Below are 16,724 nucleotides of genomic sequence, written 5' to 3'. Positions count from 1 at the left end.
ATTTATTTCCTCCTCTAAGCTGATATCTATTAGTATAAATATTCATTTTTATTAATTTTTATTCTCTTAACATGAATAAAGAATACCATGTTCTTCATGAGCTTTCAAGTGGTTTATTCAAAAAAAGTGTATTTTTTTTCTTTTATATGAATAAATAATCACTCTTCGTTGGATTTTTGCAGAAAACAACGGAAAAAGGTAAGATGGAGAAAAAAGAGAGGATAGATTATGTACTTTCAAACAAACCGGCGCCTTGGAATCGATGTGCCTCATTTACCGAAAGAGTGGAGTCATTACTCAATGAATGAGCAAACCTACATCCTCCATCAATGGGAAACGATTCGTGGTAGCATTCCGGATCGAATTCAAGAGCTAGAAAAAGAAATTAACGAACGCCAAGCGCAGCTAGATCACGAAGAAAGCTTTGATCGCTCTTGCTTACTTAATGAAGAAATTAGTGAGCTTGCTTCTATTATTAATGATCTTTGGCTATGGTTTCGAACTTCGCCTTCTGTAGAGAAATAGGCCTATACAGCGTTTTTAGCATTCATAAAAACCGCCGCATACTTTTTTCGTATACGGCGGTTTTTTATTCACTATCAACTTTCTTCTCTTGCAACAAACGATATTGATAGTATTTTTCTGCATAGGTCGTGACCGTTTTCGTTAAACGATAATTCATACCCGCCCCAATCGCTAAGCTGAGAAGCGGCAAATTAGACATTTTTTTATTTTTGAATACTGTAATTGCCATCAGTTTAAACAGTTGCTTAATCGGCCCCTCAAGCCAAGTCGTGTCTGTTAATTGATCTGGCTCCTGATAAAAGAAGGACTGTTCCTGCTCTTCAAGTTCTAATAGAAGCTCTTGCCAGCCAACTACTTTCAAGCGATCCGGCAAGGTCGCCGCATGAAACACCTTCAAGGAAGCCATCATTTCAAATGGTGTTTGCGGATCATAGCCATAAGACATCGCTGTTATCTGAACCGCACGCAAGTTAATCAAGATCATAGCGAGAAAATCGGTGCTAACGGGCACGGCTCCACCCGTTCCTGTGATTCCTCCTTGAATGAGCGAATACAGCCGATGTCTAGATGCCTGCTGACGATTCAAGTAAGCTAACTGGTCGAGCGTCAACTTTTTCATATCAGAAATGGTATTGACCTCTTCATTAAACACTCGAGCAGAAGTTAAGATCCTCTCACGTGCTTCATTTTGAAATTGCGATCCTTGTAGTAGAGAATGCATTTGAAAAAGCGCATTATCCAACTGATAAAAAAAAGTAGCCGACGTCTCCTCCGGTATGGCCTCAAACGCCGCATGTAACCACTTTGAATATGTATATTGCAAATCATTTCCTTCAACATCTGCGAGCGACTGCTCCCAAGCCATAATCTCGTCCCACATCGCTTCATCCCGCTCCGTCCAAGCCATGCCAAGCCCCTCCTCGTTTCACTGTTTCTTATCTTTTTATTCTCTATGATCCTTTTGAAAATGTCAAAAAGAATGTCAAAAAGCCAACCCAGTCATCCTGAGTTGGCCTAACAATCATTTATTACTTCGCGATTAATTCAAATGATTGAAGCATTCCTTTTTGTGTTTGCTTCAATTGATTAATTAAATCCTCACAAGCTTTTAATACTTCCGCACGGTTTTGTTGCTGTGCTTCAAGTGCGTTTTTATATGTTTCTTCTAAATGAGCTTGAGATTTAGATAGCATTTCAATAGAAGCTTTCCCTGGGCTCATTGCTAGTTCTTGAGTCGTATAGCTAATTTCTTCTAACTGATCCACCCATTCAGCTAAGTTTTTGCCGCCAAGCTCTTGTTGATTCCAAGAAGAGTTCATCATGTTAGACTTCCATTCTGAAGACAATTTTTTAGAGTTTTCTTCTAGCTTAGAAATTTGTGCGCGACTAGAATTGATCCAATCCTTTTGTCTTTCAAATACTTGAAGTGTTCTTTGCTCTAATCCATCTTGAGAAGAATAGAACGTTTTGAATCCGTTAAACCAACCGTCCCAAAACACATCGATTACATCAATAGACTTGTTTGTTTCTTTTTTATTTGTCACTTTAAAACCCTCCATTTGATTGAATTAAGGTCAAGTAGACCTTATATAAAAACTTATACAATCGCCAAATTATTCCTTTGGTAATTGCAAAGCTTTACAAAAATTATGCTGTCTGCACTGAAGAGGTCTTGTCTATTTTTTCGATTGATCGTCTTTATTCGTTGCGAATCCTGGTGGCATAAAAAATTGACTGTATACATTAAAAAACTGATCAAGCATTTTTTGATACTGTTCTAGTGAAGCGGCCCACACCTGTAAATATTGCTCCCCTGCCGATGTAATCGAATAAATTCGTTTGGCAGGACCTCCTGATGATGTATCCCACTCAGAAGTGACAAACTCATCTTTTTCCAATTGCCTCAATGTTCTATAAAAATTCCCCTGATCAATGGAATGAAACCCAAATTGAATAAGCTTTTGCATTAATTCATATCCGTGTGCATTCCAATCTCTTAGAAGAAGCAAAAGGACAGGAACCATAAAATTCTTCGGTGCACCTGCTACATTTTTCTTTCCGTCTTTCTCTTCTTTAGAGTTACGCCGGTTGGCAACCATCACTATCACCTACTATATCTTTAATATCGCCTATATGTGTAATTTACACCTATATGCATTTTAAGTCAAGCGTTGTATTACCTACAAATATTGACAAAATGCATCTAAATCGACAACATCTGTAAAAAACATTGTCAGAATTATGGGATTTTGAGTAGAATTTCACGTTTTTTTTTGGAACAAAAGATGCCTCATGTGTATTATCCTAAACATATAGCAATAGTGTTAAGATTTACAAAAAACTAAAAATTCAAAAGGAGTTAACGCGTAATGACCCAACAAACATTGCCAGATCCATTTACCGTGTGGAAAAGTTTTTACGAAAAAACAGAAGCAAGCTGGAATGATGTCCTCCACGAAACGATGCAACAAGAGGCTTATGCTGAATGGATGGGCCAAACGCAAAGCGCTTATTTGCAATTTCAGGAACTAATTCAAAAGACGACAGATGCGTATTTAAAACAAATGAATATGCCAACTCGTGAAGAAATTTCTAGCGTGGCGTCTTTAATTATTAATGTAGAAGAAAAAGTAGAAGAGCTTGATCAAAAAGTAGAAGATGAACTTTTAAACAGCCCTACTTTAGCTGAAATTAGCAAATTAAAAACAACAGTTGCCAGACTAGATAAAAAGATGGACCGAGTCTTAAAAGCATTGCAACAAGTAGAGGAAGCAGCAACTGCGCCGGAGCCAGAAAAAACTTCCGCTTCAACGGAAGCTGCCCCATCAAAAACAACACCACCCGCTTCACAACAAAAGAAATAAAGCACTTAATCACACGTTATCTTCTAAAAAACTACATAAGGAGTGTATATAAATGGCAATCATTGAAAAAGAACTCATCCAAAAGAATGAAGATTTGTTAAGTTTAAAAGGGAAAGTCGTCATTGTAACAGGCGGCTCTCGCGGAATTGGGGCTACAATCGCGAAAGAACTAGCAAAAAAAGGAGCCAATGTTGTCATTAACTATAACTCAAGTTCAGATGCAGCTAAAGCTGTTGTAGAAGATATTGAAGGTTTTGGTGGATCAGCAGTAGCTTACAAAGCGAATGTAGCGAGCTTAGAAGAATCTCAACAATTAATTGAAGAAACGAAAAAACAATTTGGTAGAATCGATATTCTTGTCAATAATGCTGGAATTACAAAAGATCGTTCATTCAAAAAGCTTAGTGAAGAAGAGTGGTACGATGTTATTAACATCAATTTAAATAGCATTTATCACACAACATCTGCTGTCATCCATACAATGCTTGAGCAAAAGTACGGTCGCATTATTAACATTAGCTCCATCGTTGGACAAGCAGGTGCCTTCGGTCAAACAAACTACTCTGCTTCAAAAGCAGGAATGATTGGCTTTACTAAATCTTTAGCTTTAGAAACAGCTAAAAACGGGATTACAGTAAATGCTATCTGCCCTGGCTATATTGAAACAGAAATGTCTGCAGCAATTCCGGACAATATCCTAGAGCAAATTGTGTCAAAGATCCCAATGAAACGCTTAGGGAAAACTTCTGAAGTAGCAGAAGCAGTTCTATTCCTCGCAAACAGCGATTACATTACAGGTCAATGCATCAACGTAAACGGTGGCGCATATATGTAAGCAAAGCAAAATCGTTTGCTTGTACATTTAAAAAGGGGGAATGTGAACGTGTACACTACGACGAAAGAAATGGAAGCTTGGGTTAATACGTTACCTGAGAATATCCAAAAAAGCTACTATCGCTTTAAACGAGTATCCGAGGTGTTAACAAAAGAACCGGAACCGCAAGTCGGCTTAACACCTAAAGAGGTCATTTGGACAAAAAATAAAGCCAAGCTATATCGCTACCAACCGGCAAAAGAAAAGACAAATAAAGTGCCGCTATTAATGATTTACGCGCTTATTAATAAGCCATATATATTAGATTTAACGCCCGGCAGTAGCCTAATTGAATATTTGACGGATCAGGGCCATGACGTTTACTTATTAGATTGGGGCACGCCAGGTTACGAAGATCGTCATATGAAATTAGATGACTACGTGCTAGATTACATCCCTCGTGCAATTCAAAAAGTATTGCGAACTTCTGGTGCCGATGAAGTAAGCTTACTTGGCTATTGTATGGGTGGAACGATGACGGCTATTTCTGCCGCTCTTCACCCTGATTTACCTATTCGTAATTTAATCTTCTTAACGAGTCCATTTGATTTTGAGGATACTGGCTTATTTACAAATTGGCTCGACGATCGTTATTTCAATTTGGACAAGATGGTCGATACGCTAGGAATTATTCCACCGGAAACGATTGACCTTGGCAATAAATTATTAAAGCCGCTTGTTAACTATATTGGACCTTTTGTTACATTAGCTGATCGCGTAGACAATGATGAATTTGTGAAAAGCTGGTCGCTAATGCAAAAATGGGTACATGATGGCATTCCATTCCCTGGTGAAGCCTTCAGACAATGGATCGGTGAATTCTACCAAAAAAACAAACTCATTAATGATGAATTGATGATTCGTGGCCAACACGTGCAGTTAAGTAATATTAAAGCAAATCTTTTAAATATTGCTGCTCAGCGTGACCATATCGCTGCACCGGAGCAAGTAAAACCGTTAATGCAAAAAGTATCTAGCCAAGATAAAACATATCATGTCATGCCTACTGGTCATGTGTCAGTAGTCGTTGGCGGAAATGCGGTAAAACGTACGTATCCAACGATTGACCAATGGTTAGTTGAACATTCCAAATAATAAGCATAAAACAATCCCCTCACACATATGTGAAGGGGATTGTTTTATGCTTTGCTTTCTTTAAACCATTGATTCATTTTCATCATGATCGATTGCATCGCTTTCGGATCTTTCATCGATGGCAAATTCGCCAGAAAGACTTGTTTCGGTGGTCGAGCATCTTCTGCCTGCTTTTGTAAAATTAAAATATTTTTTGCCGCTTGTTTATTTTTAAACAAGGATGGTGGCAAACCGATGACACCTTGAATATGAACGTGTTGCTGGAAGAAACGGTGCAACTTATCCGCACCAGTAGATTCAAATAAGCCATTCGGTATAAGGAAAAATAAATAGCCACCTGGTTTTGTATGCTTGATGCTTTGTTCCATAAATAAGAAGTGAGCATAAGAATGCCCTTCTTCCGCACACAACTCATACTCGACGGCACGGACATCATTTGGATAATAACCAACTGGCAAGTCGCACACGACAACATCCGATGGATCGATTAACAAGGGCTCTAATGAATCTTGACTATACAATTGTACAGACTGTTCAAGTAAGTTGGCTCCGCACCAAGCAAGCTTCAACAGCAAATCATCAATATCAACCCCAATAGCCGATAGCTTTTTTTCTGATAAATGATTTAACACGGTGAACAATAAATTTCCTGTCCCAACAGCGGGGTCCATGATCGTAAACTCGCTTTTGTCCTTCATAAACTGACCAAGTAAATAGCCGATAAATAGCCCCATCGAATCTGGTGTCATTTGATGGTTTGGCTGAACATTTTGCTGCATCCCTTTTAAAATTGCTAGCTGATACGCTTTACGGATGTCTTCTTTCGAAAATTGATCGAGCTGAATGTCTTCGTACTTCTTGGATATATTCTTTTTCGCCACATCACTTAATTCCTCTTGCAAGATTTCATTTTGGAATAAGTTTTCAGCTGTTTCTGCCAAAGCATCTAAATATGTGCATGACAATTCATTTTGAAGAATAGCAGCTGTTTCATCGAAGGTTTTGAAAAGTTTTTCGATCGGGGAAAATTCATTCATATGTGGTTCCTCCTTAAACATTACTTAAAAAAGCTGACCCTTTTGTTAAGGGTCAGCCTACTGATTATAAAGCAGCTTTTACAGCTTCAATTGCTTTTTCATAGTCTGGATGATTCGTTCCCTCACTTACATACTCAACGTAAGTAATTTTATCATGACTGTCAACTACAAATACTGCACGCGCTAATAAACGTAGCTCTTTCATGTGAACGCCGTATGCTTCAGCGAAGGAAAGGTCGCGATGATCCGAGTATGTTTTCACGTTTTCTAAGCCATTTGCTGCACACCAACGTTTTTGTGCAAACGGTAAGTCCGCAGAAATCGTTAATACTTCAACATTTTCAATTTGGGATACTTCTTCGTTAAAGCGACGCGTTTGCGCATCACATACACCCGTATCAATAGAAGGGACGACACTAATCAAGCGAATTTTCCCTTTAGAATCAGCTAGTGTCACCTCTGACAAGTCATTAGCTAGCACAGTAAAATCCGGTGCCTGATCTCCTACTTTCACTTCGTTTCCAAGTACAGTCATTGGATTTCCTTTAAACGTTACATGAGCCATTCCGAATCCCTCCTTAATATCATTACACTTCTTATTTTACTGAAAAATTCAGCAAAAAAGCAAAGAAAAACCCCTGCCGAATTTCAGCAAGGACGATGCGACCATTTTGATTAAATTGAGGGATCGTGTGCCGCTCCACAACCATCTGTCTTAGGTTGATCGTTTTTCTTCATCATGCTTTGAATTTTATCAACGACACCTGGTGCCATATCGAGCACTTTATCAATTAAATGAGTATTTTCATCTAAATGAAGCATTCGAACGTCGTTACCTTTTACGATTAAAAAAGCGATCGGTGTGATCGAAACTCCTCCACCGCTTCCGCCACCAAATGGACTTTTCTCCTGTTTCGACTGCGAACTTCCTGATGAGCCGCCATTTGGTTTGTCCATTGAAAATTCACTTCCACCTGCCGCAAAACCAAAGCCCACTTTAGATACGGTCATAATCACGCTTCCATCAGGTGTTTCTACCGGATCACCAATGATCGTATTCACATCAATCATTTCTTTCAAATTTTCCATTGCCGTTGTCATTAAGCCTTCAATTGGATGTTCACTCATCTTTTTCCCTCCCGATTATACTTGTTTATTAATCGCTGACGCTCTCCACTTCCTTTTTTGGCCGCGCCAACGAGAAAGAATTTGAATAACAGCAACTATAGCTTGCCCGGGACGGAAGGCAATCATACATGAAAATTGTGTTTGTAAAACAGATTGACCAAAAACAGGATGAATGGCTATTTTTGGCTCTGATGTCATCCTCATTAGAAAACTTGTAACAGACATAGCACTACTTTTTACAGCCCAAAGAGATCCTGTCGCCATTCCAGTCCAAGCAGCATCCTTCATTCCAACAATTGTTTCCCAACGAATATCATCAATCTCCACTTTTTTCAAAAAGGAGCGGACGACTGTTTGCAATGATTCGACTTGTTGAATCATTCTCTTAGTATCCTCTAGTATCTGCTCAAACTCGGAATAGGTGATTTCTTTTTCAACCGTCTTATTCGTCTTTTGCTCGAACAAAAGACTCGGCGGCTTTTTCCCCCGGTTCGTCAGCAGCTTAACAAATGGAACTTTCACTGTATAAGAGATGAGCCCTTTCCATAGCTCCAATCGAACGGTAAAATCTACATTCCCTTTTTCAACAAGCGAATCAATAAAAATGCGTAACTTGGACACACAAACGATCACCACTAAAAAAAATAATAAGCCCAGCACCCACCAAACATATACCATTATTTCCCGCCCTTTCCGTTAGCATTGTACCCGAAAGGAACGAAGCCTATACGTGGGGAAATTCATGTGAACATTGAAAAAAGCCACCGGGCAATACCCGATGGCTACGTTACACTTATGAATAGACAGGTGTTTGTTGGATAGCAAGTGTGTTTTCGTGAATAACAGTCGTATCAGCAAATAAGTCATGTACACCTTGCTTTTTCGATAAAAAGGCGATAAGGACATAAAGAATGAAGATCGTCGAAGTAATATAACGCCCTAGTAATTCTCTCACTAATACGGTCTGCCAAGAAAGCTGAGGATCGTTTAAGGAAACCACTTTTAACCCTAAAACCATTTTGCCAACGGTTTGCCCCCAATACTTCGTAAAGATAATAAAGTATAAATAGAAGACGGCTGCTGTTGCCACATTAATTGGTTCAAACATACCACTTACATGGATATCTACCTCAAGCAACCGAAAGACCGGATAAATGATCAGCCTTGAAATACTGCCAATGACGATCAAGTCAATTACATACGCCCAAACTCTCATCCAGAAGCCAGCGTAATGAGGCGTTGTAACGTAAGGAGGCTTTTCTTCTATTGGTGGCTCAGTAACCAACTGTTCTTCTGTTTCTTTATTGATCTCATCGTTCATTTCGCCATCCCTCCTTTATTCTGCATATAAGTACATTAATCGCGGAGAATTTGGATGTGATAATAGTTTCATTAAGGTACTAACATCATCGTTGCCACCAAACATTTGCTGTGCTTTCATTGAAAAATATGAAGGCCATCCTAAATCAGATTCATACGTAACGACTTGAGCACCTTTTAATTTAGCATCTTTTTTCAGCTGTGCAATCACATCATCTAAATAACCAAAATCATCAATTAAATTATTCTCTTTCGCTTGTCGGCCATCGTAAATACGACCATCTGCAATTTTTCTGACCTCAGCATCTGACATGCCTCGTCCTTCAGCAATGACTTTGACAAAACCGTCGTAAGAATTGTCGATCATCTCTTGCATAATTTTCTTCTCTTCGTCTGTCATTTTTCGAGTTGGACTCATAATGTCTTTATGCGGACCGCTTTTAATTGTGACAAAGTCAACGCCGTATTTTTTAGCGAGCTCCGAATAATTGACGCTTTGCATAATGACACCTAAGGAACCCGTTAATGTTTCCGCACTCGCAAAAATTTTGTCTGCTGGTGCCGATATGTAATAACCACCTGAAGCCGCAATCGATCCCATCGATACATAAACAGGCTTCTTTGTTTCTTCTTTAATTTCAACAATCTTTTTATGAATTTGGGCGCTTTCGACTACGCCTCCACCTGGAGAATTAACTTGAAGAATGATTGCCTTCACCGCATCATCCTCTTTCACTTTGTCCATTTTTTTCATAAATTCTTGATGGTTGTAGCCTGGTGAAGCCATGAACGGTTGTGCTGCTCCTGTGTCTTGAATGACGCCCTCTACTGGTAGGACGGCAATTTTCTCCAATGGGTTTCCATCTTCTTTCACGTTCTCAGTGAATCCTTCTTCTCCTAAAGCTGTCTCCAAGCCAGAAGTGAAATCTTTAGCTGAAAACGCAAAGTTAATAATTACAGATACAATAAATAAAGCAGCCGCAGCCGCAAGGGCTATACTTCTTTTTGCGTTCACTATTTCCTCTCCTCTCATGTTAAAAAGTCAATTGCTCATAGTATGTATTTTATAAGCTATCCCTATTTTACCAAAAATTCGCTTCTCCACCTACTAATAAACTAAATGAAGGAATTTTCGGTTAATGATGATCGTTTTTCAACATGAATGGCTTCTGTTGATACCACTTTGTTTGCGACAAAGAAAACAGTAAGAGTGCCATCCAAATAAAGGAGAAAGCGGTCAGTTGTACGGACGTAAACGGTTCATCATAAACAAAAATTCCAAGCAAAAGGGTCATCGTTGGAGTCACATACTGTAAAAAGCCGATCATATAAAGCGGGATTTTTTGCGCTCCTTGAGCAAATAATAATAACGGAATCGCTGTCACGGTTCCACCAATCATAAGCAACAAGTCCGTTGATACGGAATAAGAAAAAAGAGATAGATCCCCATTTAGATAAGTAAAAACTAAGAAAGCTAACGCTGCTGGAGTTACAACAGCTGTTTCTAATGTTAAACCGATCGCCGCATCCACTTGGATCATTTTCTTTGCCAGCCCATATAACGCAAAAGTGACAGCTAGACCGAGAGATATCCACGGAAATTGCCCATAGGAAACGGTCAACACTAGCACGCCTCCCATTGCCAATATAAAGGAGAAAATTTGTGCTTTCGATAGTGATTCTTTTAAAATAAAAACTCCTAATAGCACGGTCATAAGCGGATTAATATAATAACCGAGACTCGTTTCAATAATGCGATCGTGATTGACCGCCCAAATAAATAAAAACCAGTTGAAGCTTACTAATAAGGAAGCGATGATTAAAGCGGCTACTTGTTTCGGCTTCGTTTTCATCGCTTGCAATGTTGCTTTCAATTGCCTGATTTTTCTTGTGAATAATAGAAACAACACCATGGAAGCAAACGACCAAAATACTCGATTTGCTAAAATTTCGTCCGCTGCAACATGCTCAAGCCACTTCCAATAGATCGGAAATAATCCCCATAATAAATAGGCGCTACCTGTATACATGATGCCTACTTTCGTTGATTCCTTCATATGCTCACCCAATTCCTTCTAGTCACGAAATACTTTCATTATATCGCTCTTTTCAAAAAAAGAAACCCGCCTATTGAACGGGTTCCAGACATGTCTTAATTTTTCACTTCTAATTCTGCTTGGCGCAATTCAATACGACGAATCTTTCCTGAAGTCGTTTTCGGTAATTCTTCAAGAAATTCGATCTTACGAGGGTATTTATATGGTGCAGTCATTTCTTTCACATGATTTTGCAATTTTTCCACAAGACCCGGTTCATTCTCATCGACCCCATCTTGAAGAACAACGAAGGCTTTCACGATATGTCCGCGAATTTCATCTGGACTAGCGACCACCGCACATTCTTTTACATCCGGATGCTTCACTAACGCATCTTCTACTTCAAATGGTCCGATCGTGTAGCCAGAGCTAATAATAATGTCATCGCCGCGCCCTTCAAACCAGAAGTAGCCATCTTCATCTTTTTTCGCTTTATCCCCTGTGAGATAATAGTCTCCCCGGAATTGCATTGCCGTTCTTTCTGGATCTTTATAATAATTTTTAAATAAAGCTGGCGTATCAATATGGACGGCGATATCTCCTACTTCGCCAACACCAATCGGCTCTCCGTCTTCATTAATAATTTCCACGCGATTCCCAGGTGTTGGTTTACCCATCGATCCTGGTTTCACTTCCATTCCTTTTAATACGCCAATCACGAGCGTACTTTCTGTTTGACCGTAGCCATCACGTACCTCTACATTAAAATGCTTTTTAAACGTGTCGATAACTTCGCGATTTAATGGTTCTCCAGCCGATACAGCGGAATGTAAATGCTCCAAATTATATTCATCAAGATTGTCCACTTTCACCATTAGGCGGTATTCAGTTGGCGTACAACATAACACGTTAATTTGATTACGATCAAGCAGCTCCAAATATTTCTTCGGCTCAAATTTGCCGTTATAAACGAATCCTGTTGCTCCTGAGCCAAGGACAGACAAGAACGGGCTCCACGTCCACTTTTGCCAACCTGGTCCAGCTGTTGCCCATACGACGTCTCCATCTTCAATCGCAAGCCAGTTTGGAGCCGCTGTTTTCAAATGAGCATAACCCCAAGCATGCGTATGAACAACCCCTTTTGGATTTCCTGTTGTACCAGATGTATATGGCAAGAAAGCGATATCATCTTTAGACGTATCTGCGATTTCTAGCTCATCTGACGTCGTCTCCATTTTCTCTTCTAAATCCATCCATCCTTCAACTTGACCACCAAAAGAGAATTTAATCATTTCATTAATCTTATCTGCTTGGTTAAACTCTTCTGTAAAAGGAGCATAAGAAACGATCCCTTTCACTCCTGCATGTTCAATACGATAATTTAAATCTTTCGTTCTCAATAACTCCGAACTCGGGATGATGACTAAGCCTACTTTTAATGCCGCTAAAAATACTTCGTATGCTTCAATAAGCCGCGGCACCATAATTAGGATCGGGTCCCCCTTTTTTAACCCCGCATCAAGGAAAGCGTTTCCAATCTTGTTCGTTGCTTTCATTAGCTCCGAATATGTAATCTCCTTTTGTTCTCCCGCTTCATTCTCCCATTTTAAAGCGACACGATTCGGATCTTTCGCAAACTTCTCCACTTCCATCACAATGTTATACATTTCTGGTGCTAATAAATCTTCACGCTTCATCCTAATTCCCCCCTTGTTCAATCTAATCTGATTATACTAAATTATTAAAACTTTTAAAATATTTATCTGAAAAAAATTTCCTTACATGTCGTAAATGTGAACATTTTTCCAGAATAAAGAGGAACCCTTTTGGAGTTCCTCTTAAAGTCCTTATAATAAATCCGCTAAGTGAGCATCTGTTTTTTCTTCTGGTAATCGAATCGTGACCGTCTTTTCTACTGCTTCTTCCATCAATTCTTCAAAGTCGACAAAGCTTTCAAAAAACTGTACTTTATCGAGTTTCGGACGAGTTTTCGGAGCAGGAGGTGTAAAGATCGTACAGCAATCTTCATAAGGTAAAATCGAAATATCATGAGTGCCAATTTTTTGAGCCACACTAATGATGTCTAATTTATCCATAGCAATCAGCGGGCGTAAAATCGGCGTTGCTGTCACGGCATTAATCGCAAGCATGCTTTCAAGCGTTTGACTCGCTACTTGTCCTAAGCTTTCTCCCGTAACAAGGGCTAAACCTCCCTTTTTTTGGCGAATTTTATCGGCGATGACGAGCATCATACGGCGAGTTGACGTCATCGTATAGTTTTCTGGTACTTGCTGTTGAATCTTTTGCTGAATCGCTGTGAATGGGACGATATGAACGTTAATTGGCGTTCCAAATTCAGTTAATTTCGTTGCTAAATCGAGCACCTTTTGCTTCGCCCGTTCACTCGTATACGGCGGGCTGTAAAAATGAATCGCCTCAATAGCTACCCCTCGTTTCAGCATGAAATAACCGGCAACTGGGCTATCAATTCCGCCAGACAGTAACAGCATCGCTTTACCGCTCGCACCAATCGGCAGTCCCCCTGCTCCTTCATACTTTTCACATGATAAAAAGACGCCTTCCTTCCGCACTTCCACTAGCAAATTAATATCAGGCTGTTTGACATCGACCTTTAACTCCTGAATGTTTCTTAATACGTGAGCACCAATTTCATAGTTGATCTCATTTGTTTCTAGCTCAAAGCTTTTATCTGATCGTCTCGTAGATACTTTAAACGTACAGCTTTCAGTCACATTTTTTTGAACGAGGGCTAGCGCCGCTTCTTTCATTTCGGGAAGCTCTTTCGCTGTTCGTACAACGGGACTGAACGATTGAATACCGAATATTTGAGTCAGTTGATCCTTCACCTTTTCAAAAGGAGTCTCATTTAAATGAATGTACATCCGGTCCCGGCCGGTCTCGATCCGAATATCATATTCTCTTAAAGCTGTTCGAATATTGGTTTTTACTTTATTAATAAATTGATTACGGTTTCGTCCTTTTGTCGATAATTCTCCGTAACGGACGAGTACACGATCATAGTTCATCATCGTCACCTCTGGGCTTTCGTCAATTTTGGTAAAATATGTTGCATTTGCTTTATAAATGTTTCCGCTTCTTCTAAAGAATTATCATAAGCAAAGCTTAGACGGATGCTGCTATCTGCTTCCGCTTGTGAGATTCCCATCGCGCTCAACACGATGCTCGTTTTTTTCTGCTTCGAGGAGCAAGCACTTGTTGTAGAAACGAAACAGCCCTTTTCTTCTAGAGCATGAACGAGTACCTCGCCTTTAACACCTGCAATAGAAAGATTAAGTATATGTGGCGCACAGCCTGTTGATGGGGTATGAATAGTCACTCCGCTCATTTTTTCTAGTTCTGTTCGTAAAAATGTTTGAATGCTTTTCATACTTGAACTTGCTTGTTCTCGTTTCTCCTCGGTCATTCGTAACGCTTTCGCCATCGCAACGATACCACCTGTATTTTCGGTTCCGCTTCGGACTTTATACTCCTGCTCGCCACCGGATAACAACGGAGATAACTGAACACCCACTCTTTTATAGAGCGCCCCCGTTCCTTTCATTCCATGAAACTTATGAGCAGAAAAAGAACAAAGATCAATATTTCGTAAGTCGAGCGGCACCTTGCCAATCCCTTGCACATCATCTACATGAAACAGCACTTTCGGATAGTGAGCGAGACTTCTTCCAATTTCTTCAATCGGTTGAATCGTTCCAGTTTCATTGTTAACATGCATAATAGAGACTAAAGTCGTTTCATCAGTTAATGCTTGCTGAAGAGCTTGAACCGATACACGCCCTTCATGATCAACTGGTAAATAAGTGACTTGAAAGCCATACTCTTCTAGTTGTCTGCAAGCCTGCAATACAGATGGATGCTCCGTTTGCTGAGTAATGATATGCCTTCCTCTGTCTTTATAAGCGAGTGCCGTTCCTTTAATCGCTAAATTGTTCGATTCGGTTCCTCCCGATGTGAACAAAAGCTCCTCTGGCTTGACTCCTATTAATGAAGCAACTTGGCGACGAGCGCCAGTCAATAGCTGTTCTGCCTCTAGTCCGAGCTGATGAAGGGAAGACGGATTTCCAAAAAACTGCTCATTCACCTTCAAAAAAGCTGCTAAAGCTTCTTTATATGGTTTTGTCGTGGCACTATTATCAAAATATATCATTTAGGCACCTGCTTTTTTCCGTTTGTTCAACAGCTATCATAACATAGCCGCTTTTTGATGAAAACTTCATCTGAATTTTCAAATTTTTAATTTTATTAACATAAGGTTTATTTTTTATGATATTATTTTTGCTTGTGAGTAGATTTAGATTTCAAGGAGGTTCTTTATGGCTAATAAAGCCTTAACGGCGAAAGAAATATTTGCTGTTGGATTGATGCTTTTCGCTCTATTTCTCGGAGCAGGAAATATGATTTTTCCCCCTTTCCTCGGTCAGCAAGCAGGAGAAAATGTTTGGTTAGGTACCGCAGGATTTTTAATTACAGGAGTTGGCTTGCCTTTACTTGGCGTCATTGCCATTGCGCGAGCTGGAGGTAGTGTACAAGCGATCGCTGGACGGGTCTCTCCATTATTTGGTGTCATATTTACAATCGTGATGTATTTAGCAATCGGACCATTTTTCGGTATACCAAGAACCGGAACTGTAGCTTATGAAATTTCTGTATCGCCATTTTTGTCAGAAAATTTAAACAAGAGTCCATATGCCTTGTTCACGTTCACGGCATTGTTTTTTTCTTTAACAGGATGGCTCGCATTAAACCCGACGAAACTTGTCGATCGAATCGGTAAGATTTTAACCCCACTGCTTCTACTTGTGTTAGCGATCCTTGTTGGCAAAAGCTTTATTACTCCGATGGGAGAGATTCAGCCACCGCATACGAATTATGCGTCCGCACCTCTCTTTAAAGGATTTATTGAAGGATATTTAACGATGGATACAATTGCGGCTCTTATCTTTGGGATCGTTGTCATTTCAGCGATTATGGATAAGGGGGTAACGGAAGAAAAACAGATTGCCAAAGTGTGTATTCAAGCTGGCTTCATTGCCGCTATCGGACTAGCGCTCGTGTATATATCCCTTTCCTTTATCGGTGCAACAAGCACAGAAGCAATTGGTATACAAGCAAACGGCGGAGCCATTTTATCCAAAGCCGCGACTCATTTATATGGTGAGGCAGGGACAATTATTTTGGCGTTAGCGATTTTCTTCGCTTGTATTACGACATCGGTAGGGCTTGTGTCAGCGACAGCTCAATATTTCAGTCGCTTATCATCTAAGTTATCCTATCCGAAGTTAGTCATGATCATGTCGCTATTTAGCATGGCCATTGCCAACGCTGGTTTAACGAAATTGATTGCTATTTCCTTACCAGTATTAATCATGATCTATCCATTAGCAATTGTGATACTATTGTTATCATTTGTTGATCGCCTCTTCAAAGGGTATTCAGCGGTCTATATCGGTGCGTTATTACCTACTGGTTTCATTAGCCTGCTCGATGCTCTTCATGTAGCTGGCGTCGATGTATCTGCTACTGTTGATGCACTAGAATTCATTCCTTTCCTCTCTGCTGGGCTCGGGTGGTTAATCCCTGCCGTGTTAGGAGCGATTATCGGTTTTCTATTCGCTTCCTTACTAGGCTGGAAAAAGGTGCATCATCCTCATATTGAATCGTAAAGTGAAACTTCAATCAGTGGGGGTTTTCTTCATCCCCCCACTGATTGTTAGTTGAACGGATCGGGCGTTTACGGGCTGTTGATCTCCCACCTACATCTCTACGCTTTTTCTTGCCTGTTGAGGTGGGAGTCTTACAGCCC

18 protein-coding genes are annotated in these 16,724 nt (G+C 39.9%); 5 read left to right on the top strand and 13 right to left on the bottom strand.

Going from position 1 to position 16,724, the window contains the following annotated elements; genetic code table 11:
- Positions 1-228: 228 nt before the first annotated feature.
- On the top strand, positions 229-525 hold the full coding sequence (locus tag CEF22_RS05775) for a hypothetical protein (protein ID WP_100402108.1): 297 nt from the start codon (positions 229-231) through the stop codon (positions 523-525).
- A gap of 64 nt (positions 526-589) precedes the next feature.
- On the opposite strand, the gene CEF22_RS05770 is transcribed toward CEF22_RS05775, so the two are convergent.
- From CEF22_RS05770 to phaQ, 3 genes are all read right to left on the bottom strand, one after another.
- Positions 590-1,432 carry an EcsC family protein gene (locus tag CEF22_RS05770; protein WP_100402107.1) on the bottom strand — a complete coding sequence of 281 codons (843 nt, stop codon included), beginning with the start codon at positions 1,430-1,432 and terminating at the stop codon, positions 590-592.
- 121 nt (positions 1,433-1,553) lie between these two features.
- The gene (locus CEF22_RS05765) at positions 1,554-2,069 is read right to left on the bottom strand and encodes a hypothetical protein (protein WP_157843177.1); all 516 of its coding nucleotides are present in this window, start codon (positions 2,067-2,069) and stop codon (positions 1,554-1,556) included.
- A gap of 132 nt (positions 2,070-2,201) precedes the next feature.
- A complete protein-coding gene (gene phaQ / locus CEF22_RS05760; RefSeq protein WP_100402106.1) occupies positions 2,202-2,624 on the bottom strand; it encodes a poly-beta-hydroxybutyrate-responsive repressor in 423 nt (140 codons plus the stop codon).
- A gap of 270 nt (positions 2,625-2,894) precedes the next feature.
- On the opposite strand from phaQ, the gene CEF22_RS05755 reads away from it, so the two are divergent.
- From CEF22_RS05755 to phaC, 3 genes are all read left to right on the top strand, one after another.
- Entirely contained in the window at positions 2,895-3,389 is a 495-nt protein-coding gene (locus CEF22_RS05755; RefSeq protein ID WP_095477448.1) for a poly(R)-hydroxyalkanoic acid synthase subunit PhaE, read from the top strand.
- A 94-nt stretch (positions 3,390-3,483) separates the two neighbouring features.
- The gene (fabG, locus tag CEF22_RS05750) at positions 3,484-4,224 is read left to right on the top strand and encodes a 3-oxoacyl-[acyl-carrier-protein] reductase (protein ID WP_157843273.1); all 741 of its coding nucleotides are present in this window, start codon (positions 3,484-3,486) and stop codon (positions 4,222-4,224) included.
- Positions 4,225-4,293: 69 nt separating this feature from the next.
- A complete protein-coding gene (phaC, locus tag CEF22_RS05745) occupies positions 4,294-5,358 on the top strand; it encodes a class III poly(R)-hydroxyalkanoic acid synthase subunit PhaC (RefSeq protein ID WP_100403926.1) in 1,065 nt (354 codons plus the stop codon).
- A gap of 44 nt (positions 5,359-5,402) precedes the next feature.
- Here phaC and CEF22_RS05740 read toward each other — a convergent pair whose 3' ends face one another.
- From CEF22_RS05740 to CEF22_RS05695, 10 genes are all read right to left on the bottom strand, one after another.
- Positions 5,403-6,395, bottom strand: coding sequence for a class I SAM-dependent methyltransferase (locus CEF22_RS05740; RefSeq protein ID WP_100402104.1), 993 nt, complete (start codon positions 6,393-6,395; stop codon positions 5,403-5,405).
- Positions 6,396-6,459: 64 nt separating this feature from the next.
- Positions 6,460-6,960: a thiol peroxidase gene (gene tpx, locus CEF22_RS05735; RefSeq protein ID WP_100402103.1), complete on the bottom strand. Its 501-nt coding sequence runs from the start codon at positions 6,958-6,960 to the stop codon at positions 6,460-6,462.
- Between the two features lie 110 nt (positions 6,961-7,070).
- A complete protein-coding gene (gene ytfJ / locus CEF22_RS05730; RefSeq protein ID WP_100402102.1) occupies positions 7,071-7,523 on the bottom strand; it encodes a GerW family sporulation protein in 453 nt (150 codons plus the stop codon).
- A 15-nt stretch (positions 7,524-7,538) separates the two neighbouring features.
- Positions 7,539-8,201: a DUF2953 domain-containing protein gene (locus CEF22_RS05725; RefSeq protein ID WP_100402101.1), complete on the bottom strand. Its 663-nt coding sequence runs from the start codon at positions 8,199-8,201 to the stop codon at positions 7,539-7,541.
- Positions 8,202-8,316: 115 nt separating this feature from the next.
- Positions 8,317-8,844: an RDD family protein gene (locus CEF22_RS05720; RefSeq protein ID WP_100402100.1), complete on the bottom strand. Its 528-nt coding sequence runs from the start codon at positions 8,842-8,844 to the stop codon at positions 8,317-8,319.
- 15 nt (positions 8,845-8,859) lie between these two features.
- Complete coding sequence (gene sppA, locus CEF22_RS05715) at positions 8,860-9,858, bottom strand: signal peptide peptidase SppA (RefSeq protein WP_100402099.1); 999 nt, start codon at positions 9,856-9,858, stop codon at positions 8,860-8,862.
- A 121-nt stretch (positions 9,859-9,979) separates the two neighbouring features.
- Positions 9,980-10,900 carry an EamA family transporter RarD gene (gene rarD, locus CEF22_RS05710; RefSeq protein ID WP_100403925.1) on the bottom strand — a complete coding sequence of 307 codons (921 nt, stop codon included), beginning with the start codon at positions 10,898-10,900 and terminating at the stop codon, positions 9,980-9,982.
- A 95-nt stretch (positions 10,901-10,995) separates the two neighbouring features.
- Positions 10,996-12,576, bottom strand: a complete 1,581-nt coding sequence (gene mbcS, locus CEF22_RS05705; RefSeq protein WP_100402098.1) for an acyl-CoA synthetase MbcS — start codon at positions 12,574-12,576, stop codon at positions 10,996-10,998.
- Positions 12,577-12,726: 150 nt separating this feature from the next.
- The gene (gene thiI, locus CEF22_RS05700; RefSeq protein WP_198508096.1) at positions 12,727-13,926 is read right to left on the bottom strand and encodes a tRNA uracil 4-sulfurtransferase ThiI; all 1,200 of its coding nucleotides are present in this window, start codon (positions 13,924-13,926) and stop codon (positions 12,727-12,729) included.
- Between the two features lie 5 nt (positions 13,927-13,931).
- Entirely contained in the window at positions 13,932-15,068 is a 1,137-nt protein-coding gene (locus CEF22_RS05695; protein WP_100402096.1) for a cysteine desulfurase family protein, read from the bottom strand.
- 166 nt (positions 15,069-15,234) lie between these two features.
- Between CEF22_RS05695 and brnQ the strand changes: the two genes are divergently transcribed.
- Complete coding sequence (gene brnQ, locus CEF22_RS05690) at positions 15,235-16,584, top strand: branched-chain amino acid transport system II carrier protein (protein ID WP_100402095.1); 1,350 nt, start codon at positions 15,235-15,237, stop codon at positions 16,582-16,584.
- Positions 16,585-16,724: the final 140 nt, after the last annotated feature.

Source organism: Bacillus sp. FJAT-42315 (genome assembly GCF_002797375.1).
GTDB lineage: Bacteria > Bacillota > Bacilli > Bacillales > Domibacillaceae > Bacillus_CE.
This window is presented reverse-complemented; position numbering and strand designations above follow the sequence as displayed.